We start from the raw sequence: 21,287 nt of genomic DNA, 5'->3' as shown, positions 1-21,287 counted from the left end.
ATGGCGATCGTCAACCGCACCCCGGACTCGTTCTACGACAAGGGTGCGACCTTCAGCGACGAGGCCGCCCGGGCCGCCGCACACCGGGCCATCGCCGAGGGCGCCGACGTCATCGACGTCGGCGGGGTCAAGGCCGGCCCGGGGCAGGAGGTTGACGCCGACACCGAGATCGCGCGGTTGATCCCGTTCATCGAATGGCTGCGCGGCGCCTACCCGGACCAGCTGATCAGCGTCGACACCTGGCGCTCCGAGGTGGCCAAGGTGGCGTGCGCGGCGGGGGCGGACCTGATCAACGACACCTGGGGCGGCATCGACCCGGCCTTGGCCGAGGTCGCCGCGGAGTTCGGTGCCGGCCTGGTGTGCTCGCACACCGGCGGCGCGCTGCCCCGCACGCGTCCGTTCCGGGTGAGCTACGGCACCACCACGCGCGGCGTGGTCGACGACGTCATTCGCCAGGTCACCACCGCCGCCGAGCGCGCAGTCGCCCGCGGGGTGGCCCGCGACCGGGTGCTCATCGACCCGGCCCACGACTTCGGCAAGAACACCTTCCACGGGCTGCTGTTGTTGCGCCACCTGGGCGATCTTGTTAGTACCGGATGGCCTGTGCTCATGGCTTTGAGTAACAAGGACTTCGTCGGCGAGACTCTGGGGGTGGAATTGACCGAGCGGCTCGAGGGAACGCTGGCGGCCACCGCGCTTGCGGCGGCCGCCGGTGCGCGGATGTTTCGCGTGCACCAGGTCGCAGAGACGCGACGGGTGCTCGAAATGGTGGCCTCCATCCAGGGAATACGCCCGCCGACACGCACGGTGAGGGGGCTGGCATGACGGCATCCGACCTGTTCGCCGGGGACCTCACCGACGACGCGGTACCGGCCTCCCGGCCCGGCGACACGTGGCTTTCCAACCGCAGCTGGAACCGTCCGAACTGGACCGTTGCCGAACTCGAGGCCGCGAAGGCGGGGCGAACCATCTCGGTGGTGCTGCCGGCCCTCGACGAAGAAGAAACCATCCAATCGGTGGTCGAGAGCATCTCACCGCTGGTTGACGGGCTGGTCGACGAGCTAATCGTGCTGGACTCCGGCTCGACGGACGACACCGAGATCCGCGCCGTCGCCGCCGGCGCCCGTGTCGTCAGCCGTGAGCAGGCATTGCCCGAGGTGCCGATCCGGCCGGGCAAGGGGGAGGCGCTGTGGCGCTCGCTCGCGGCCACCAGCGGCGACATCGTTGTGTTCGTCGACTCCGACCTGATCGACCCGCACCCGATGTTCGTGCCGTGGCTGGTGGGCCCGCTGCTCACGGGTGACGGCGTCCACCTGGTCAAGAGCTTCTACCGGCGGCCCCTCCAGGTCGCGGACGTCGGGGGCGGCGCGGGCGCTACCGGAGGCGGGCGCGTCACCGAGCTGGTGGCCCGGCCGCTGCTCGCCGCGCTGCGACCGGAGCTGGGCCGCATCCTGCAGCCGCTCGGCGGGGAGTACGCGGCCACCCGCGAACTGCTGACGTCGGTGCCGTTCGCGCCGGGCTACGGCGTGGAGATCGGCCTGCTGCTGGACACTTTCGACCGGCTGGGGTTGGACGCGATCGCCCAGGTCAACCTGGGTGTGCGCGCGCATCGCAACCGGCCGCTGACCGAGCTGGGCGCGATGAGCCGCCAGGTCATCGCCACCCTGCTCGCCCGCTGCGGGGTTCCCGACTCGGGGGTCGGGTTGACGCAGTTCTTCGCCGATGACTCCGAGAGTTACAGCTACACCCAGCACACCTCGCCGGTGTCGCTGGCGGACCGCCCGCCCATGAAGGTTCTGAGGCCGCGCTAAGGCCACGTTGCTTGATCGCGGTGTCGGCGGCATAGGGCAATATCGACGACGTGGCCTTGGTGTTGCTTTACCTAGTGGTGCTGGTGCTGGTGGCGATCGTGCTGTTCGGCGCGGCGAGCCTGCTGTTTGGTCGGGGTGAGCAGCTGCCACCCCTGCCGCGGGGGACGACCGCGACGGTGTTGCCCGCCTACGGTGTGACCGGCGCGGACGTCGACGCCGTCAAGTTCACCCAGGTGCTGCGCGGCTACAAAACCAGCGAGGTGGACTGGGTGCTGGATCGGCTCGCCCGCGAGCTCGAGGCGCTGCGCGGCCAGCTGGCCGCCGTGCACGCCCGCGCGGAGTGCGAAGTGGAACCCCAGGACGGCGAGGATCGTCAGGACTAGACGTGAGCGATGACGCATTGGTTCGGTGTAGCTGGGCGGCCATTCGGCCCGGACCCGATTTCGAGATGTACCGCGACTACCACGACCAGGAGTGGGGCCGTCCGGTGCACGACGGGGTGGCGCTGTTCGAGCGAATGAGCTTGGAGGCCTTCCAGAGCGGGCTGTCGTGGCTGATCATTTTGCGCAAACGGGAGAACTTCCGGCGGGCCTTCGCCGGGTTCGATTTCGAGCAGGTGGCCGGCTACACCGATGCCGACGTCCAGCGGTTGATGGCGGACACGGGAATCGTTCGCAACCGGGCCAAAATCGACGCGACGATCGCCAACGCGCGCGCCGCCGCCGAGCTGGGAACTCCGGCGGACCTGTCGAAGCTGCTGTGGTCGTTTGCGCCGGCGCCCCGGCCCCGGCCGGCTGCGGGCTCCGAAATTCCCTCGGCGACTGCCGAATCGAAGGCCATGGCGCGTGAGCTCAAGCGGCGCGGGTTCCGCTTCGTCGGGCCGACCACCGCCTATGCGTTGATGCAGGCGACCGGGATGGTCGACGACCATATCCGGGGTTGCTGGGTGCCCTCCAGCCGGTGACTACGGGGGTCCTGAGCGGCCCGCTAAGCCCTCAGAACCGGGTCTTTGTACAACTCGTGACCTGGATAGGGAACAATGGAGGGGTGATTTGGCAGTTCGATGCCGGGTATGGCTGGAAAATCGCTGGCGGGGCATGCTCGGCGCCGACCAGGTCCGCAAAGGCGGGCCAGCTCGAACCTGGAGGGAGCACTCGATGGCGGCGATGAAGCCCCGGACCGGAGACGGTCCTCTGGAAGCAACCAAGGAGGGGCGCGGCATCGTGATGCGGGTACCACTTGAGGGAGGCGGTCGACTGGTCGTTGAGCTGACGCCCGACGAAGCCGCCGCCCTCGGTGACGAACTCAAGGGTGTCACGAGCTCCAGCTGAGGCGGGCCGGCGGACCGTTGCCGGCGGCGCTACGCACAAACCTTTCGGTAGATTTCCAGGGTCTGCTCGGCGACGCGGGCCCAGGAGAATTCCTCGACGCAGCGCTGGCGTCCCGCCTCGCCGTAGCGCTTGGCCTTCTCGGGGTCGGCGACAAGCTCATTGACCGCTTCGGCCAGCCGGGCGTGGTAGCCGGAAGGGTCGCCGGCGTCGTAGTGCACCAGCGACCCGGTCACCCCGTCGGCGACCACCTCGGGTATCCCGCCGACGTCGGACGCCACCACCGCGGTCGCGCACGCCATCGCCTCCAGGTTGACGATGCCCAGCGGCTCGTACACCGAGGGACACACGAAAACGGTTGCCGCCGATAGTATTTCGCGTAGCTCGCCGATGGGCAGCATCTCTCTGATCCAGAACACGCCCTGTCGGTCGCGGGCCAGCCGCGCCACCGCGGACCGAATCTCGTCGGCTATCTCCTGGGTGTCGGGGGCGCCCGCGCACAGCACCACCTGCACCTCGGGGTCGAAGTGGTGCGCCGCGGCCACCAAATGGGCGACGCCCTTCTGCCGGGTGATCCGGCCGACGAACGCCACGGTGGGCCGCTGCGGGTCGACCCCGAGTTCGGCCAGCACAGACCCGGCTTGCACCGGCCCGGCGGGATGCCAGACGTCGGTGTCGACCCCGTTGCGGATGACGTGCACGACGTTGGGGTCCAGGGCGGGGTAGACCCGCAGGATGTCTTCGCGCATCGCGGAGCTGACCGCGATGACCGCGTCCGCAGCCTGTACCGCGGTGTGCTCCACCCACGTCGACACGCGGTAGCCGCCGCCGAGCTGTTCGGCCTTCCACGGCCGCAGCGGCTCGAGCGAATGGGCGGTCAGAACGTGGGGGACGTCGTAGAGCAGCGCGGCCAGATGCCCGGCCATGCCGGTGTACCAGGTGTGCGAATGCACGACGGTGGCGGCCGACGCGGCGTTGGCCATCATCAGGTCCGAGGACAGCGTCGACAGCGCCACGTTGGCGCCCTGCAAGCGCGGATCGGGTTGGTGCACGAAGGCGTTTGGCCGCTGCGCGCCCATGCAGTGCACGTCGACCGCGCACAGTCGGCGCAGTTGCGCCACCAGTTCGGTGACATGTACGCCGGCTCCCCCGTAAACCTCTGGTGGGTACTCCCGAGTCATCATCGCCACCCGCATACCCGCACGGTAGTTCGGCGACGACGAGGTCCGCGAGTCGGGCCGAGGAGAAGCCGGACGGTTGAGCTTGGACGGCGTCGAGGGGGCCCGCGAGTCGGGCCGAGGAGAAGCCGGACGGTTGAGCTTGGGCGGCGTCGACGGGGCCCGCGAGTCGGGCCTGGGCAATCCGTGGCCGGCCGCGGGACCAAATACCTTGACGGACAGCCGCACAGCAGACCACCAATAGCACCGTCCCTCTGGCAGCGGTTCGCGGCGGCCGATAGGTTTGAATCATGAGGGAAGCGCCACACGTGCTGGGCATCGTCCTGGCCGGCGGTGAGGGCAAGCGGCTGTATCCGCTGACCGCGGACCGGGCCAAGCCCGCAGTTCCCTTCGGGGGCGCCTATCGACTGATCGACTTCGTGCTGTCCAATCTCGTCAATGCCCGTTACTTGAGGATCTGCGTTCTCACCCAGTACAAATCGCATTCACTGGACCGTCACATTTCGCAGAACTGGCGGCTGTCCGGCCTGGCCGGTGAGTACATCACCCCGGTGCCCGCACAGCAGCGTCTGGGCCCGCGCTGGTACACCGGCTCCGCCGACGCGATCTACCAGTCGCTCAATCTGATCTATGACGAAGACCCCGACTACATAGTCGTTTTCGGAGCCGACCACGTGTACCGAATGGACCCCGAACAGATGGTCCAGTTCCACATCGAAAGTGGGGCGGGGGTAACGGTGGCGGGCATCCGGGTGCCGCGCAGCGAGGCCAGCGCGTTCGGGTGCATCGACGCCGACGACTCGGGCCGCATCCGCGCTTTCGTGGAGAAGCCGCTGGATCCGCCGAGCGTCCCGGGCGACCCCGACTCGACGTTCGTATCGATGGGCAACTACATCTTCACCACGAAGGTCCTCATCGACGCCATCCGCGCCGACGCCGACGACGACCATTCGGATCACGACATGGGCGGTGACATCATCCCGCGACTGGTAAGCGACGGCATGGCCGCGGTGTACGACTTCAAGGACAACGAGGTGCCGGGCGCCACCGATCGCGACCGCGGCTACTGGCGTGACGTGGGGACGCTGGACGCGTTCTACGACGCGCACATGGACCTGGTGTCGGTGCACCCGGTGTTCAACCTCTACAACAAGCGCTGGCCGATTCGCGGCGAGTCGGAGAACCTGGCACCGGCCAAGTTCGTCAACGGCGGCTCCGCACAGGAGTCGGTCGTCGGCGCCGGCAGCATCATTTCGGCGGCGTCGGTGCGTAACTCGGTGCTGTCGTCCAACGTGGTGGTCGACGACGGCGCGATCGTCGAGGGCAGCGTCATCATGCCGGGCGCCCGGGTCGGCCGGGGCGCGGTGGTACGCCACGCCATCCTGGACAAGAACGTCGTCGTCGGGCCCGGCGAGATGGTCGGAGTGGATCTGGAGCGGGACCGGGAACGGTTCGCGATCAGCGCCGGCGGCGTGGTCGCGGTGGGCAAGGGCGTCTGGATCTAGCTGGCCCAGCTTCCGCGAGCAGACGCAGAATCGCACGATTTCATCATGAAACGTGCGATTCTGCGTCTGCTCGCGCCTTACGGGACCTCGGGGATGAGCAGGTGCGCGTCGTAGCGCGGGCCCCAGTGCAGGGTGACGCGGCCGCGGGGCGAGCGCGCATAGGCCGCGGGCATCTGGCCGATCAGCGGATTGCGCGGGCACAGCCAGCGCCCGGCGACCACCAGCCGCAGCTGCTCGCCGGCCCGGAACAAGGTCGCCGACGGGCCCAGTGCGACATCGACCGCGACCACCTCCCCGGCGGGAACCGGCTGCGGCTCCGCGCACGACGGGACGGGCTCCCACGGCCGCGAAAGCTCGGGGTCCAGCGCCCGCAGCGAGACCCGCTGCCAGCCGGTGGTCACCCGGTCGCGGCCGTAGCCGTAGGACCCCTCGAACGCGACGAAGCGACCGTCTCGCCACTTCTCCACGCCGACGAACAGGTTGGCGTCGTCGCAGCCGTCCAGCGCCACCCACAACCGGGCGGCCATCGGGCCGGTCAGCTCGATGTCCGCCGGGACCGTCCAGCTGAATACCGCTGCGCGGGAAAGCGTTTCGAACGCGATGCTGCCGGCCTCCGCCGGCCGCCCGGGTGTCAGCACGCCGGCCCGTGCCAGATATATTGGCCGCCAACGGGTTCGGGGCAGCGGCCAGTCCGCTTCTTCGCGCACCGCGGCGATCGTGTCGCGGTCCTCGCGCACCTCGAGGCGGACGCTGCGCGAGCCCGGCACCCCGTCCAGCACTGCGCGGAAGAATGTCAGCTGTTCGGCCAGCGCCGCCTCGGAGTAGAAGGTCGCCCACTTGCCGCCTCGATGGGTGTACAGGCGGGCGTGCGCGGAGCCGGTGTGCGTGAAGGCCCGCATCGAGCCGCGGCTGTGCAGGTTGTTGTCCGAGAAGCTGCCGCAGATCAGCATGGGGATTTGGATCGCCGGCAGGTCGGGCGCCACCGAGCGCCAGAAGTCGTCGCGCAGCGGGTGGCCGTCCTGCATCCGTTCGAGGTCGTAGGTCTGCCGCGAGGCGCGCCGCAGGTTGCGCGACCACATCTTGGTGAAGCCGGTCTCGCGGACGCCGCCGGGAAAGGTCAGGTCGCGATAGGCGTCGGTGAAGCCTTCCCAGGGGCAGATCGCCCGCAGCGCCGGCGGCTGCAGGGCGGCGACGGCGTACTGGCTGATGGCCAGGTACGACACGCCGAGCATGACGACACGGCCGTCGCACCACGGCTGGCCGGCGAGCCACTGCACGAGGTCGTAGGTGTCCTCGGCCTCCCGGCGTGACAGCAGGTTTCCGGTGCCGCCGGAGTGGCCGCAGCCCCGCGAGTCGGCATTGACCACGGTGAAGCCCTGCGCGGTCCACCACGCGGGATCCGGTGCTTCCCAACCGGTCAGCGCCGAGAAGGTCACCGGGCGCGGTTGGCGCAACACCCGGTATTGCACCGAGAACGTCCACCTCCCGGCGCGCCGCTTGGGCAGGTTGTCCTTGCCGTAGGGATGGATGCTCAGAATGACCGGCCGGGGCCCGGTGCCGGCTCGCCGGAAAACGTTGATCCGCAGGACGGTTCCGTCGCGGGTCGGCGCTGCGACGTCGCGTTCGACGTGGATGTCGCCCGGTGGGTCGGTCACCGTGACGGGGGGCTTGGCGACGCCGCGTAGGCGGCTCAGCGCGTAACGAAGGGCGCCGGGGCGCCGCCAAGGCCGGTCTCGGGTGGGGACGGGAGCGCGCGCCACCCGACTACCCTAAGCGCCTTCTCCCGGCCGCTACCACACACTCGGCAGCAGCCGATAGCGAACGTGCTGCGCGTATTCGCGGTATCCCGGGAGTTCCCTTTTGAGGAGCTTCTCCTCGTCGAGGATGCGCAAGACGAGGAGCGTGACGCCCGGGATGACGAACAGAAGTGCCCAATAAGAGCCGAGCGCCAGGGCCATGCCCACCATCATGATCACGTTGCCGGCATACATCGGGTGCCTGACGAACCTGTAGAGGCCGCCCGTGGCTACTTTCTGGCCGCTCTCCACCGTGACGGTGGCAGCGGCGTAACTATTCTCGATGACCACGAGCATGGCGATGCCCAACCCGGCCGCCATCAGCACGTCCCCGACCAGGCACAGCCATACGGGCACCGTCGACCAGCCCATCCGATGGTCGAACGCGCTGAACGCCATGATCCCGAAGAGAAGCCCGAACGCGCCGGTGATGATCATTTTCTGGGCCATTCGGGTTTCCGCCTGCGGTCCCGCATGCATGCGCCGCCGCAGGGCCGCCGGACGTTTGCGCGCCAAATATATTGTGGGACCGATCGATACCGCCGTGAACAGGGCGATGAAAGCCCATCCCTGCCAATAGTGGATGGTGCCGGCCGGTAAGAACAGGACCAGAGCATAGGCGGCCATTCCGAGAATCGATGATGCCACCAGTCGAAGACCGAATTTCATGACACTCCTAACCTCGCAGATCACGTCGTCGGAAAGCCACGGCGCCCAGGGCGATCAGTGTCACGTCGACGACGAGCAACCACAACAGTGGCACGGTCGTGAAATCGCCGCTGACGCGCGGGATGTGGGCGAACGGTTCGAGATCCAGCAACCACTGGGGGAAGCCGGCCAGCGAACCGATCAGGTACAAGGCGACGAACCCGACCAGAGCGCCCCAGGCCACGGGCGTGAACCGCGGCGCGAGGCCGAACAACGCGACCGTCACCGCGCACAACAACCACACGGCCGGCAGTTGCACCGCCGCGCTTGCCCCCACGAGCGCCACCTTACCGCCGACATCGCCGGCGGCGGCGCCGTAGACGAGCCCGCCCGTCAACCCGCTGAGCAGCATCGCAACCGCGGATCCGAGCAGCGCGGCCAGCACGTGGCTTGCCAGCCAACGGGTTCGCGACACCGCACCGGCCAGTATCGTCTCGGCGCGTTGGGCCGACTCTTCCTGGTGCAACCGCAACGTCAGCGACACCGAGAACGCGGCGGCGGCCATGCCCAGCATGGTGAATGCCACGGCGATGAAGGCTTCGGCCAAAACGTTGGTGCCGCCCATCCGGACGACGATGTCGCGCGCGGCGTTGCTGCCGCCGAGTTCGTCGCCGATGCCGTGCACCACGCTGCCCACCAAAACGCCATAGAGGCACAGGCCCACGGTCCACAGCAGGAGCGCACCGCGGTCCAGCCGCCACGTCAGCCCGAACACGTTGCCCAGCGCGGGAGCGGCGGAGCCGGGGCCGGGCCGCTCGGCGAAAAGCCCGGCGCCGACATCGCGGCCGGCGAGTAGTCGATATGCCACCGCGGTGAGCGCGACGGTGGTCGCCAGATGCAGCACCAGCACCGGCCAGTGGTCGCCCGCGTAGGGCCGCACTTGCAGCGACCACCCCAGGGGCGAAAGCCACGACAGCGCACCGGAACCCGCGTCCCCGAGGGCACGCAGCGTGAAGGCGGCCGCCAAGACGGCGAACGCGGCGCCGCGGGCCGTGCGCGCGCTCGGCGACAACTGCGCGGCCACCGCGGCGACGGCGGTGAAGACCAGGCCGGAGCAGGCCAGCGCCGCGCCGAAGGCGAGCGACCCACCCGGCGGGACATCGGTGGTGAGCAATCCCGCCGCGCCGATCACCCCGGTGGCGACGCTGGCCCCGGAGGACAGCAGCAGCGCGGCGCTAAGGCTGGCGTAGCGACCGACCGCGGTCGAGTCCACGAGTTCGGTTCGGCCCGCCTCCTCGTCAGCGCGGGTGTGCCGGATGACGGTCAGGATGACGGCCACCGCTAGCAGCAAGTGGAAGATGCCGGCCTTCCAAATGCCAACGGCTCCAAGGCTATCGTTGTAAACCTGCCCGTAGAGCGCGCGTTGCGCGGGGCTCGCCATGATCGAAGCCGCGAATCCGGCGCGTGCGGCCCGGGTGGGGTAGACCTTTTCGATGCTGCCGACGTATACCGTCGCCAGCGGCACCGACAACAGCAGCACCCACAGCGGCAGTGAGATCCGGTCGCGGCGCAGGTAGAGCCGCAGCATCGCGAGCGTTCCCGAGAAGTTCGGCCCCAGTTGCGGCGCCGGGTAGGCCGGAGGGTGCGACCGATCCAAGGTTGCGGTGCTCATGATGCTGAAACCTGCTCGGCCGTGTCGTAGTGACGCAGGAAGAGCTCCTCGAGCGTGGGCGGCTGGCTGACGAGGCTGCGCACACCGGCGTCACCCAGCGCCCGGATCAGTTCCCCGAGGCTCTCGCCGTCGACCTGAGCGCGCACGGTGTTGCCCTCGAAGCTGACGTCCTCGACGCCCTTGATTCGGGTGAGATCGCCGGGATCGCCGTTGATTTCGGCTCTGATCGAGGTGCGGCTGAGATGCCGCATCGAGTCCAGCGAACCGCTCTCGACCGTCTTCCCGGCCCGGATGATGGTCACCCTCTCGCACAGCGCTTCCGTCTCGGCCAGGATGTGACTGGACAACAAGACCGTCGCGCCGCGGTCGCGCGCCTCGGCGACGCACTGTTGAAACACGTTTTCCATCAACGGGTCCAGGCCGCTGCTGGGCTCGTCCAGAAGCAGGAGGCGGGCCCGGGACGAGAAGGCGGAGATCAGCGAGACCTTCTGCCGGTTGCCCTTGGAGTAGGTCCGCGCCTTCTTGTGGGGGTCGAGGTCGAAGCGCTCGATCAGCTCGGCGCGACGGCCGTGGTCGATGCCGCCGCGCATGCGGGCCAGAATGTCGATGGTCTCGCCGCCCGTCAGGGTCGGCCACAGCGTGACATCGCCCGGCACATAGGCGATCTGGCGGTGCAGTGCGACCGCGTCGGTCCACGGATCACCACCCAGCAACCGCACGCTGCCACCGTCCGCCTTGACCAGGCCCAGCAGGATGCGGATGGTCGTCGACTTCCCTGCGCCGTTGGGGCCGAGAAAGCCGTGCACTTCGCCCTCGCGAACCGTGAGGTCGAGGCCGTCCAGCGCGCGCACCGCCCCGAAATTCTTTCTCAGACCGCGGATCTCGATGGGTGCGGCATTGTCAACTGGCATGGGGTTCTCCTTGATCATCGGCGGCCAGGAATGCGTCGTACATGGTGCGGTCGACCATGAGTCCTTCGGTGTAGATCTCCAGTGCGGGCAGCACCATCTCGCGGGCGTAGTCGCGGAGGACCGCGCGGATATCCGTCGGCGTTTCGTGCATCTGCAGATACAGCAGAAAGCCGCCACCGCCGGTGATGCCCAGATACCGTGCCCGGGCGACAGGGTCTCGACTCGCCTTTATGGTGCCGGCCCGCACGCCCTCCTCCAGGTACTCTTCGGCGTTGTCAATCATCCTGCGCCACAACATATTTGCTAGCTCACCGCCGGTCTGCATGCTGCGTACCAGGTAGGCCATTATCGGTGCGTACGACTCGATCTCGGCCATCTGCGCGAACCACGTGGCGGGATCGTTCGACGTCAGCGCCTCCGATTTGGTGTCTCGGATCTCTTCGGCGATGAAGTCGTCGCACGCCTTGCGCAGGCCCTCCTTGGAGCCGAAGTGGTGAATCACCAGCGCGGCACTCACCCCGGCGGCTTCTGCGATCGCGCGTAATCCCACGCTGAATCCGTGCTCGCCGAACTGCTCGATGGCCGCGTCGCGGATCCGGGCGGCGGCGGTCAGGTCGGCTGAACGCATGTTCAGTACACTAAACAGGCGTTCAGCCGAGAGTCAAGGAGACGCGCGTCAAGATTCCGTAAAAGGTTGGATCAGTGGCGATCGCAAGCGCGGCGTAGCCGGGCGCGGCGGGTCGCCACCATCGGATCAGTGGCGATCGCAAGCGCGGCGTAGCCGGGCGCGGCGGGTCGCCACCATCGGATCAGTGGCAGGGGGCACCACCCCTTGCGGGGCGGCGGCACCGGATCTAGTCGCGCACGGCCGCCAAAATGCCGTCGCCCAGCGGCACCAGGGCCGGCGTGAGGCGTTCGTCCTCGGCGATGAGTCGTGCCGCTTCCCGCACCGCGACCACCTCGGCATCGCGGGCGGCGGGGTCGCCGGCTCGCCCGCCGAGGGCGGCCCGATGCACCACGATGACCCCGCCGGATCGCAACAGCCGCACGCCCTCCACGACGTAATCCGGCTGGTCAACAGGGTCGGCGTCGATGAACACGAGGTCGTAGGACTCGTCGGCCAGCCGGGTCAGGACGTCTTGGGCCCGGCCGCTGATCAACCGGGTGCGCGACGGCCCGATCCCGGCTTCGGAGAAGGCCTGCTTGGCGAGCCGCAAATACTCGGGCTCGATGTCGATCGTCGTCAAGACACCGTCGTCGCTCATGCCGGACAACAACCAGAGCCCGCTGACTCCCGCGCCAGTACCGACCTCGGCCACGGCCTTGCCACCGCTGAGCTTGGTCAGCAGGCTCAGCAGCGCACCCACCGCCGGCGTCACGGCCCCCGCGCCGATGTCCACGGCGCGCTCGCGGGCGGCCGCCAGGATCGCATCTTCGGAAATCGACCCCTCGGCGTGCGCGAAGAGCGACTCAGCCCGACTGGGCGCAGGCTGGCCGGGGGTTTCTGCGTCGGTGCCGTCCATGCCCGCAGCGTATTCCACATCGCCGCGCACCCCGGCATGGCGCGCCTAGGCTGCACCGTCATGACACGCCCGGGAAAGCCGCTGCGTTTAGCTTCACCCCGCGGCGGATATTTCCTGCACAGCGCAGGTAACGATACGGTTTCTCAGCCTGAGCTCAGACTGTTCATATATCGCACATACGCCCATGCGCGACGGTGTCTGTTATGGATCGCGGCGCGGGTGGGTACGGGAATACGGACTGGCGGTTGCGTGTTACCGCCGGTGACGACTTGTCGTTTCGTGGCAGGACGAATTCGGAGGATTTGATCATCACCACGCTTTTGGGCCCGACCAGCATGTCGCACGCCCAGGACTGCCCCTCTGACGAATGGGTGGAGCCGTCTGACGGGTTGCAAGGCACCGCGGTATTCGACGCGACCGGGGACAAGGCCACGATGCCCTCGTGGGACGAGCTGGTGCGCCAGCACGCCGACCGGGTGTACCGGCTGGCCTACCGCCTCTCCGGCAATCAGCACGACGCGGAGGACCTCACCCAGGAGACTTTCATCCGGGTTTTCCGGTCGGTGCAGAACTACCAGCCGGGAACGTTCGAAGGCTGGCTGCACCGCATCACCACCAACCTCTTCCTCGACATGGTCCGCCGGCGCGCCCGCATCCGGATGGAGGCGCTGCCCGAGGATTACGAGCGGGTGCCCGCCGACGAGCCCAATCCCGAGCAGATCTACCACGATGCGCGGCTCGGGCCGGACCTGCAGGCGGCCTTGGACTCGCTGCCGCCGGAGTTCCGCGCCGCGGTCGTGCTGTGCGACATCGAGGGCCTGTCCTATGAGGAGATCGGCGCCACGCTGGGCGTGAAGCTCGGCACCGTGCGCAGCCGCATCCACCGCGGTCGGCAGGCGTTGCGCGACTACCTGGCCGCGCATCCGCAACCGGGCGCCGGCCGGGCAGACGCAATGCACGCCGAGTCGGCATAGCCGACGCTCGCCCGAAAACGCCACAGCAGAATCCGCCGCCGGGCGACGAGCCAGCGCCTTTGCCGTCTTGAGACGCGCTATTACGCACCTCCTCGCGCTACATTCGAGGGGAGGCGCAACGAAAGGACCCGGTGATGCTCGATCGAGGACATGTCTTCCGTCGCGCGTTCTCCTGGCTTCCCGCACAGTTTGCCTCTCAGAGCGATGCGCCCGTCGGCGCGCCGCGCCAGTTCGGTTCCACCGAGCACCTCTCCGTCGAAGCCATCGCGGCGTTCGTCGACGGCGAGCTGCGGATGAACGCGCATTTGCGGGCGGCGCACCACCTGTCGCTGTGCCCGCAATGCGCGGCCGAGGTCGATGATCAAAGCCGGGCCCGTGCGGCGCTGCGCGACTCGCACCCGATCCGCATCCCGAGCACGCTGCTGGGGATGCTGGCTGAGATTCCGTACGATGCGCCCGACGACGCGACCGCCCGGACGTCCGACCGTTTTGCCGACCGGGACGCCCGTAAGCAGCGCAAGCGCCCGTAGCTGGACACCTTTTCGCCGAAGCCCCCGTCGTTGATCCGCCCGAATTTCCGCACCCCGCCCGTGCGCTCATGGGCGAGGTGCACCGCACCGTGGATACTAGGGTGAACACGACCGGCCCGGTGTCGTGGATATCGCCCGCTGAAGGGCCGTCTCGAGCGCTCAAGAAGAGGATCTGAAGGGGTAACGTGACCTCCGATCAAGGCTTCGACCAGAAGCAGGACAGCGGCAACCGCTTAGCGCCGCGCCCCGTCTCCCGTCCGCCGGTGGATCCCGCATCGCGTCAACTGTTCAGCCGTCCCGACGGACTGCGCGGATCCTTCGTGGCCGATCGTGTCCGCCCGAAGAAGTATCGCGACCAGACCGAGTTCTCCCCGCACGACGAACCAGCCGATCCGGTGCTCCAGGAGGCCTTCAGCCGGCCCGTGGGGAGCCCCGACTCGTTGCAGCGCCACCCCATCGACGCCGGCGCCATGGCGGCCGAGAGAGACGGCGAGGGGCCGGACGAGCTCGACGACCCGTGGCGAGACCCGTCGGCGGCGGCGGCGTTGGGCACTCCGGCGGTCGCGCCGTCGGGGCCGCGCGCACCGCAAGGCTACGGCGGCAAGCTCGGTGTGCGCGATGTGCTGTTCGGCGGCAAGGTGTCCTACCTGGCGTTGCTCGTCCTGCTGCTGATCGCGCTGGTCATCGGCGTGATCGGCGGGGTGGTCGGTCGCAAGACGGCCGAGGTCGCCGAGGCGTTCACCACCTCGAAGGTGACGCTGTCGACCAATGGCAACGGTGAAGGCCCGGCCGGCCGGTTCGCGAAGGTGGCGGCCGCCACCGCCAATGCCGTGGTGACAATCGAGTCCAAGAGCGACCAGGAGGGCATGCAGGGCTCCGGCGTGGTGATCGACGGTCGCGGCTACATCGTCACCAACAACCACGTCATCTCGGAGGCGGCCAACAACCCCAGCCAGTTCAAGACGACCGTGGTGTTCAACGACGGCAAGGAAGTTCCCGCCAACCTCGTTGGCCGCGACCCCAAGACCGACCTGGCCGTGCTCAAGGTCGACAACGTCGACAATCTGAGCGTGGCCCGGTTCGGCGACTCGGACAAGGTGCGCGTCGGCGACGAGGTCCTCGCGGCCGGCGCGCCGCTGGGGCTGCGCAGCACCGTGACCCACGGCATCATCAGTGCGCTGCACCGGCCCGTCCCGTTGTCGGGGGAGGGCTCGGACACCGACACCGTCATCGATGCGCTGCAGACCGACGCGTCGATCAACCACGGCAACTCCGGTGGCCCGCTGATCGATATGGACTCGCGAGTGATCGGCATCAACACCGCGGGTAAATCCTTGTCCGACAGCGCAAGTGGGCTGGGCTTCGCGATCCCGATCAACGAGGCGAAGCAGGTTGCCCAGACGCTGATCAAAGACGGCAAGATCGTGCACCCGACGCTCGGGATCAGCACGCGGTCGGTGAGCAACGCGATCGCCTCCGGCGCCCAGGTCGCCAACGTGAAGGCGGGAAGCCCGGCGCAGAAGGGCGGGATTCTGGAGAACGACGTCATCGTCAAGGTCGGCAGCCGCACTGTCGCCGACTCGGACGAGTTCGTCGTCGCCGTGCGGCAGCTGACCATCGGCCAGGACTCCCCGATCGAGGTGGTCCGAGACGGCCGGCACGTCACCCTGACCGTCAAGCCCGACCCCGACGGCAGCTAAATGTTCGGCAGCCTGAGCTGGGAACACATCCTGGTCCTCGTCGTGGTCGGGCTGGTGGTTCTTGGCCCGGAGCGGCTTCCGGGTGCGATCCGCTGGACGTCGAACGCGCTGCGGCAGGCGCGCGACTACCTCAGCGGGGTGACCACTCAGCTGCGCGAAGACCTCGGGCCCGACTTCGAAGATCTGCGCGTCCCGCTGAGCGAACTACAGCGACTGCGGGGGATGACGCCGCGCGCCGCGCTGACCAAGCACCTGCTGGATGGCGATGATTCGTTCTTGACCGGGAACTTCGACAGGCCGGTGAACGGGGCGGCGGCTGAGCCGGTACAGCCTGCGCAGCCCGAGCACCACACCGGCGGCGGCCCCGCCCCGTTCGATACCGACGCGACCTGAGCGGTTCAGTCGCGCCCAACGTCGATCGTTGACCGCGAGCGACCGCGTATTTACGCGCCTGACGGCGTGTCGGCGTGCAAACACGGTCGCTCGCGGGCAGGTCAGCGCCGCGTCGGATCGAGCCCCAGTGAGACGCCCGCCAATCCCCGCCGCCGCGACGACAGGTTGTCGGCCACGCTGCGCAGTTCCTTGCCCGCCGGGGAGTCGGGGGCGCTCAGCACGATCGGGGTGCCGGAATCGCCGGCCGCGACTAGCGCGGGGTCCAACGGGATCTGACCCAGCAGCGGCACCTCAGCACCGACGGCGCGGGACAAACGTTCCGCCACTTGCCGGCCGCCGCCCTCACCGAACACCTGCATGGTCGAGCCGTCCGGCAGGGTGAGACCCGACATGTTCTCCACCACGCCGGCGATGCGCTGCCGGGTCTGCATCGCGATGCTGCCCGCCCGCTCGGCGACCTCGGCCGCGGCCAACTGGGGCGTCGTCACCACCAGGATCTCGGCGCTCGGGATCAGCTGAGCCACCGAGATGGCGATGTCGCCGGTGCCCGGCGGCAGGTCCAGCAGCAGGACGTCCAGATCGCCCCAATAGACGTCGGCCAAGAACTGTTGCAGCGCCCGGTGCAGCATCGGCCCGCGCCACACCACGGGCGTGTTGCCCTCGGTGAATTGGGCGATCGAGATGACCTTCACCTCGTGGGCGATGGGCGGCAGGATCATCGACTCCACCTGCGTGGGCCGGTCGGTGGTGCCCATCATCCGGGGGATGGAATGGCCGTGGATGTCGGCGTCGAGCACCCCGACGGACAGGCCCCGGGCCGCCATCGCCGCGGCCAGGTTGACCGTGACGGTGGACTTGCCCACCCCGCCCTTCCCGGACGCGACCGCATAGACCCTCGTCAGCGAGTTCGGTTGGGCGAAGGGGATGACGGGCTCGCGGGCATCGCCGCGCAACTGCTTGCGCAGTTCGGCGCGCTGCTCGTCGCTCATCACGTCCAGGGTGACTTTCACTGCCCCCGTGCCCGGAACGTCGGAGACCGCTTTGGTGACCCGCTCGGTGATTTCGGTCTTCTTCGGGCAGGCGGCGGTCGTCAGATAGATCGCCACGTGCACGCCGCCGTCGGGCTCGGTGTCAATGCTCTTGACCATCCCGAGTTCGGTGATCGGGCGCCGTAGTTCGGGGTCGATCACCTTCCCCAGTGCGGTGCGGATTGCTGCGCTCAAGTCGGCAGCGTCATGACCAGACATCACCGCCGAGTGTAGGCGCGCGCTTTGGGGCCGGTTGGCGGCGGCCCATTCGGGTCAGCCGCCCGCGACGGGTCCCGGCTGCTTCGGCGCGGCCGCGTTCGGCGGGCCGGCCGGGTTGGGCGCTGGCGGCGCGGGAACCGGGGCAGCCGGTGGTGGGGCCGCCTGCGGGTCCGGCGGTGGCGGCGGGGCCAGCGGCGGGGCGGGCGGCACGCCCATCGGCGGCGCCCACGGCATCGCAGGGTTGGGCGGCGGGCTCTGGGGCCCGACGCAGATCACCGTGCACCCGGGCAGCCGCGCCGGGGCCTGCTGTGGCGTGGGGGTCAGCCACGGGAACATCGGCGGTGGACCGGCGCTCTGCGGTTGGGTGAGGTCGATCAGCGGCATGCGCGCCAAAGGATCGTCCAGCGGCAACCCGTTGACGTTCATCGGCAGGTTGGGGCCGAGTCCCTCGGGATGCTCGAGGTGCGCGTCGCCGAGCGGAGGCGGCGGACCAGTCATCGGAGGCAGGTCGACCGGAACCACGCCGGTGGCGTATGCCGACGCCCATCCCAGCACGTTCTGCGCGTAAGCCATCGAGTTGTTGTAGCGAAGGATCGCGGCCATCACTTGCGACGGGTCGCGGAGGTTGAGGCCGCCGCTGCACAGGTAGCGGGCCGCGGCCAGGGTGGAATCGAAAAGGTTCTGCGGATCGGCGACGCCGTCGCCTTTGCCGTCGGAGGCGTACCGCGCCCAGGTGCCGGGCAAGAACTGCATCGGCCCCATCGCGCGGGCGTAGGTGGGGCGATTGCCGGCGCTGCTTTGCAGGATGATCTCGTTGCCCGGCAACGTGCCGTCCAACGCGGGGCCGTAGATCGGGACGACCGCGGTGCCACGCGCGTCAACCGCCCCGCCGCCCGCATGACCGGACTCGATGCGCCCGATCCCGGCCAGCAGGTTCCAGCTGACGCCGCAGCCCGGGGCGGCGACGGCCATCTTCTGTTCGGCACTGCGATAGGCCGCCAGCGCGATGCTTGGAATGCCAAGTGCGCCGGGCGAATTCACGATCATCGGTTTCGGCGGCGCCGACAGGGCGGGCTCGGCGACGTGAAAGGCGGTCGGCGAACGATCGATCGCGACGACGGCCGGTCCCGAGAGGTCGGGAAGGGTGTGGGAGACCGCGGCCATCGGAGTGACGTTCGCGTGCACCGGCGGGAGTTTTACCGGGAGCGAAGGGAGCGAGGGCGCCGCCCCGCTCACCGCTCCAGTGAAGACCAGGGGGGCGATGGTGGCTACACCGAAGGCACGCGTGCGTGTTACCTGAAGCGCTCGCTGCCGCTCCGCGGCGGCGGCCGGGCGTGCCCGGCGTCCCCCAATGCGCACTCGACCGTCCTAGGTGTGTGAGCGGGTCAACTGCCTCTCAGCCGTGAACTAGCTCACCATACATAACTCTTGTGACCAGAGTGGCGCAATGGTCGGAACTGGTTTTCACCCCGATTTCTTCGCGGTGCGGTCCCCGCCGTCACCGCCCGGCGCCGCCGCCGAGCCCTCGGATTCCGAGTCCAGATGGGCCAGCAGGGAGCGCAGGTCTTCGAGCTCGTGACGCAAGTATTCGCGGGTCACGACCTCGCCGACCGCCAGCCGCACCGCCGCGAGTTCGCGGGCCAGAAACTCGGTGTCTGCCTTGGTCTGCGCCGCGCGATGGCGGTCCTGTTCGAGCGCGACCCGGTCGCGGTTTTCCTGACGATTCTGGGCGAGCAGGATCAGCGGCGCCGCGTAGGCGGCCTGCGTGGAGAAGGCCAGGTTCAGCAGGATGAAGGGATAGGGGTCCCAGCGCAGCCCCACCGCGAACAGGTTCACCGCGATCCAGGCGAACACGATGATCGTCTGCACCAGCAGGTAGCGGCCGGTGCCGAAGAACCGCGCGATCGACTCGGTGATCTGGCCGACGGCCTCGGGATCCAGGCGTGGCGAGTACCTGCGCGACGTCCGCGGGGTGGAGAGGCGGCGCGCGGCCGAGAACTTGCTCACGCGGATCCTCCCAGTTCTTCCAGCCGGCCGTCGGCGTCGAGTGCCTGCATATCCACTCGCCAGTTGTGCGGCAACAAGTGGTCGAGCAGATCGTCCACCGTCACCGCACCCAACAGATGGTTCTGATCATCGAGCACCGGTCCGCACACCAGGTTGTATGCGGCCAGGTAGCGGGTCACCGCGCCCAGCGGCGTTTCCGGCTTCAGGGTGAGCAGGTCGGTGTCGACTATCCCACCGACTAGTTCCCCGGGTGCTTCGCGGAGCAGCCGCTGGAGCTGCACACAGCCCAAGAACCGACCTGTGGGTGTGGCGGTGGGCGGGCGCACCACGAACACCATCGACGCGAGGGCGGGGGTGAGGTCTGGGTCGCGCACCCGGGCCAGCGCCTCGGCGACCGACGTGTCGGGCGTCAGCACCACGGGATCCGAGGTCATCAGGCCGCCCGCGGTGTCCGGCGAATGCGCCAGCAGCCGGCGAACCACGGCCGAATCGTCGGGGTCCATTCGGGTCAGCAGCATCTCGGCGTCCGTCGGATTCAGCACGCCGAGCAGGTCGGCGGCATCGTCGGGATCCATCTCCTCGAGCACGTCGGCCGAGCGATCGGCACCCAGCTCGGACAGCACGTCGGCCTGGTCCAGCTCGGGCAATTCCTGCAGGACATCGGCCAGCCGGTCGTCGTCGAGCGCTTTGAGCACCTCGTAGCGCCGCTTGGGTGGTAGGCCGCGGATGGCGTCGGCCACATCCACCGCCTTCCGGCCCTCGAACTGGTTCAGCAGCTGCGCCACCCCCTGCCCTGGCAGCGCCAGCGCGGACGGTGTCAGGCCCTGCACGTTGCGCCAATCCACGACGTGCACGGGACCACGCCGGCCCAGCCGCCGCTGGCTTCTCACGGCGACCCGGCTCACCACCCAGTCGCGGGTGCGGGTTTGCTCGATGCCCAGGTCGGTGACGATGACGTCGAGGCCGGTCAGCTCCGGCAGCGCGGGATCGTCGACCTTGACCTGGGTGTCGAGTACCTGGCCGATCGCCAGCGCCTCGCCCGGGCGCTGTTCGAAGTGCCGCAGGGAGACGCTGCCGGTGTTGAGCGTGACGGCCTCCGGCTCGATCGCGGCGACCCGGAGCATCGGGATGAATATGCTGCGCCGCGTCGCGAGATCGACGACGAGTCCGAGGACGCGCGGCTGCTGACGCACGATGCTGATGCCGATCACGACATCGCGGATCCGGCCGAAGGACTCGCCGAGTGGACCCAGCACCAACATCCGCGAGAGCCGGGCGATGTACACCCTGTTGACCGACGCCATGGGGAAAGCCTAGGCAGGCGCGGGCGAGACCGCCGATGGTGGCGGTGTCGGCCCGGTTACTTCGGTGCCGCTAACGCGAGTGCAGCGCGAACATCGCGACGATCAGGGTCACCGCCAGGGTCGCGATGCCGATGGCGATGCCGGCGACCGCGAGGCCGTAGCCGTCTTGCTGGGTCCGCTTGATCTGATTGATCGCGATCGCGCCGAGCACGATGGCCACAATCGAGCCGAGGCAGCAGCAGAACACGCCGGTGAACGACGAGATGAGTGACGCGATAGCGAGCTTGTTCGTCCCCGGTTTCACTCCGCTCGGCGGCCCGTAGCCGCCCAGGTAGTCCGGCGCCGGGTAGTAGCCACCCGGATAGGGCGACGGCCCATAGCCGCCGGGCGGCCCACCGAATTGGGACGGCCCCGGTTGGTGCGGCGGTGCGCCATAACCCGGGGGCTGGTCATACCCGGGCGGCGGCCCGTAACCGGGTGGGGGCGGCGGGTATTGGGCCGAATAACCAGTGGGGTACTCGGTGGGATAGCCCGCCGGCGGATATGCCGGGGTCGGGTATTCGGCTGCCGGCGCCGGCGCCGGCGGTTCCCACGGAGCCTCTGGCTGTTCGGGGGCCCCGCCGCCGGCGGGGGACGGTTTCGCCTGGTCGCCGTCGGCGCCTTCGCCGAAGCCATCGCCGGGCGCTGTCATGCTGTTCAACCTAGCCGATGCGCGGGGAGGGCTCGGCGGTCAATCGCCGCGGCCGTCGGGCCGCCTCGC

General features: G+C 68.8%; 22 protein-coding genes. 10 read left to right on the top strand and 12 right to left on the bottom strand.

Annotation, left to right across the window (positions count from 1 at the left end):
- The 5 genes from folP (at window position 1) to KXD96_RS22710 (ending at window position 3,142) form a co-directional block, all read left to right on the top strand.
- A complete protein-coding gene (gene folP / locus KXD96_RS22730) occupies window positions 1-825 on the top strand; it encodes a dihydropteroate synthase (RefSeq protein WP_260745505.1) in 825 nt (274 codons plus the stop codon).
- Entirely contained in the window at window positions 822-1,811 is a 990-nt protein-coding gene (locus KXD96_RS22725) for a glucosyl-3-phosphoglycerate synthase (RefSeq protein WP_260740143.1), read from the top strand. The genes folP and KXD96_RS22725 overlap by 4 nt, the downstream gene beginning before the upstream one ends.
- Window positions 1,812-1,861: 50 nt before the next feature.
- Complete coding sequence (locus tag KXD96_RS22720) at window positions 1,862-2,194, top strand: DivIVA domain-containing protein (protein ID WP_260740141.1); 333 nt, start codon at window positions 1,862-1,864, stop codon at window positions 2,192-2,194.
- Between the two features lie 2 nt (window positions 2,195-2,196).
- A complete protein-coding gene (locus KXD96_RS22715; RefSeq protein ID WP_260740139.1) occupies window positions 2,197-2,775 on the top strand; it encodes a DNA-3-methyladenine glycosylase I in 579 nt (192 codons plus the stop codon).
- Between the two features lie 193 nt (window positions 2,776-2,968).
- Entirely contained in the window at window positions 2,969-3,142 is a 174-nt protein-coding gene (locus tag KXD96_RS22710; protein ID WP_003878471.1) for a DUF3117 domain-containing protein, read from the top strand.
- A gap of 29 nt (window positions 3,143-3,171) precedes the next feature.
- On the opposite strand, the gene glgA is transcribed toward KXD96_RS22710, so the two are convergent.
- Window positions 3,172-4,335 (bottom strand): glycogen synthase, encoded by a 1,164-nt coding sequence (gene glgA, locus KXD96_RS22705; RefSeq protein WP_260740060.1) that lies wholly within the window; start codon window positions 4,333-4,335, stop codon window positions 3,172-3,174.
- A gap of 272 nt (window positions 4,336-4,607) precedes the next feature.
- Between glgA and glgC the strand changes: the two genes are divergently transcribed.
- The gene (gene glgC / locus KXD96_RS22700; RefSeq protein WP_260740058.1) at window positions 4,608-5,822 is read left to right on the top strand and encodes a glucose-1-phosphate adenylyltransferase; all 1,215 of its coding nucleotides are present in this window, start codon (window positions 4,608-4,610) and stop codon (window positions 5,820-5,822) included.
- A gap of 77 nt (window positions 5,823-5,899) precedes the next feature.
- Here the strand turns inward: glgC and KXD96_RS22695 are convergent, their stop codons facing one another.
- The 6 genes from KXD96_RS22695 to KXD96_RS22665 all read right to left on the bottom strand — a co-directional run bounded on the left by KXD96_RS22695 (window position 5,900) and on the right by KXD96_RS22665 (window position 12,372).
- Entirely contained in the window at window positions 5,900-7,582 is a 1,683-nt protein-coding gene (locus KXD96_RS22695) for a CocE/NonD family hydrolase (RefSeq protein ID WP_260740057.1), read from the bottom strand.
- 30 nt (window positions 7,583-7,612) lie between these two features.
- A complete protein-coding gene (locus tag KXD96_RS22690; protein ID WP_260740055.1) occupies window positions 7,613-8,287 on the bottom strand; it encodes an isoprenylcysteine carboxylmethyltransferase family protein in 675 nt (224 codons plus the stop codon).
- 7 nt (window positions 8,288-8,294) lie between these two features.
- Entirely contained in the window at window positions 8,295-9,938 is a 1,644-nt protein-coding gene (locus KXD96_RS22685) for an ABC transporter permease (RefSeq protein WP_260740053.1), read from the bottom strand.
- Window positions 9,935-10,849, bottom strand: a complete 915-nt coding sequence (locus KXD96_RS22680; protein ID WP_260740051.1) for an ABC transporter ATP-binding protein — start codon at window positions 10,847-10,849, stop codon at window positions 9,935-9,937. The genes KXD96_RS22685 and KXD96_RS22680 overlap by 4 nt, the downstream gene beginning before the upstream one ends.
- Window positions 10,839-11,477 carry a TetR/AcrR family transcriptional regulator gene (locus KXD96_RS22675; RefSeq protein ID WP_260740049.1) on the bottom strand — a complete coding sequence of 213 codons (639 nt, stop codon included), beginning with the start codon at window positions 11,475-11,477 and terminating at the stop codon, window positions 10,839-10,841. The genes KXD96_RS22680 and KXD96_RS22675 overlap by 11 nt, the downstream gene beginning before the upstream one ends.
- Before the next feature lie 226 nt (window positions 11,478-11,703).
- Window positions 11,704-12,372: an O-methyltransferase gene (locus KXD96_RS22665; protein WP_260740047.1), complete on the bottom strand. Its 669-nt coding sequence runs from the start codon at window positions 12,370-12,372 to the stop codon at window positions 11,704-11,706.
- 203 nt (window positions 12,373-12,575) lie between these two features.
- Between KXD96_RS22665 and sigE the strand changes: the two genes are divergently transcribed.
- The 4 genes from sigE to tatB all read left to right on the top strand — a co-directional run bounded on the left by sigE (window position 12,576) and on the right by tatB (window position 15,969).
- Window positions 12,576-13,346, top strand: coding sequence for an RNA polymerase sigma factor SigE (gene sigE / locus KXD96_RS22660; protein ID WP_260740046.1), 771 nt, complete (start codon window positions 12,576-12,578; stop codon window positions 13,344-13,346).
- A 134-nt stretch (window positions 13,347-13,480) separates the two neighbouring features.
- Entirely contained in the window at window positions 13,481-13,876 is a 396-nt protein-coding gene (gene rseA, locus KXD96_RS22655; RefSeq protein ID WP_260740044.1) for an anti-sigma E factor RseA, read from the top strand.
- Window positions 13,877-14,061: 185 nt separating this feature from the next.
- Complete coding sequence (locus KXD96_RS22650) at window positions 14,062-15,576, top strand: S1C family serine protease (RefSeq protein WP_260740042.1); 1,515 nt, start codon at window positions 14,062-14,064, stop codon at window positions 15,574-15,576.
- A complete protein-coding gene (gene tatB / locus KXD96_RS22645; RefSeq protein WP_260740041.1) occupies window positions 15,577-15,969 on the top strand; it encodes a Sec-independent protein translocase protein TatB in 393 nt (130 codons plus the stop codon).
- A gap of 101 nt (window positions 15,970-16,070) precedes the next feature.
- On the opposite strand, the gene KXD96_RS22640 is transcribed toward tatB, so the two are convergent.
- From KXD96_RS22640 to KXD96_RS22620, 5 genes are all read right to left on the bottom strand, one after another.
- Entirely contained in the window at window positions 16,071-17,216 is a 1,146-nt protein-coding gene (locus KXD96_RS22640) for an Mrp/NBP35 family ATP-binding protein (protein WP_260740039.1), read from the bottom strand.
- Window positions 17,217-17,270: 54 nt separating this feature from the next.
- Window positions 17,271-18,575, bottom strand: coding sequence for a lytic transglycosylase domain-containing protein (locus tag KXD96_RS22635; protein WP_260740038.1), 1,305 nt, complete (start codon window positions 18,573-18,575; stop codon window positions 17,271-17,273).
- Window positions 18,576-18,680: 105 nt separating this feature from the next.
- A complete protein-coding gene (locus KXD96_RS22630) occupies window positions 18,681-19,223 on the bottom strand; it encodes a DUF1003 domain-containing protein (protein ID WP_260740036.1) in 543 nt (180 codons plus the stop codon).
- The gene (locus KXD96_RS22625; protein WP_260740033.1) at window positions 19,220-20,527 is read right to left on the bottom strand and encodes a magnesium transporter MgtE N-terminal domain-containing protein; all 1,308 of its coding nucleotides are present in this window, start codon (window positions 20,525-20,527) and stop codon (window positions 19,220-19,222) included. The genes KXD96_RS22630 and KXD96_RS22625 overlap by 4 nt, the downstream gene beginning before the upstream one ends.
- A 70-nt stretch (window positions 20,528-20,597) precedes the next feature.
- Window positions 20,598-21,218 carry a DUF4190 domain-containing protein gene (locus KXD96_RS22620; RefSeq protein ID WP_396877253.1) on the bottom strand — a complete coding sequence of 207 codons (621 nt, stop codon included), beginning with the start codon at window positions 21,216-21,218 and terminating at the stop codon, window positions 20,598-20,600.
- Between the last annotated feature and the right edge of the window lie 69 nt (window positions 21,219-21,287).

It is taken from the genome of Mycobacterium sp. SMC-2, from assembly GCF_025263485.1.
Lineage (GTDB): Bacteria > Actinomycetota > Actinomycetes > Mycobacteriales > Mycobacteriaceae > Mycobacterium.
The sequence above is the reverse complement of the archived record's forward strand: the minus strand, read 5'-3'. Positions and strand labels throughout refer to the sequence as shown.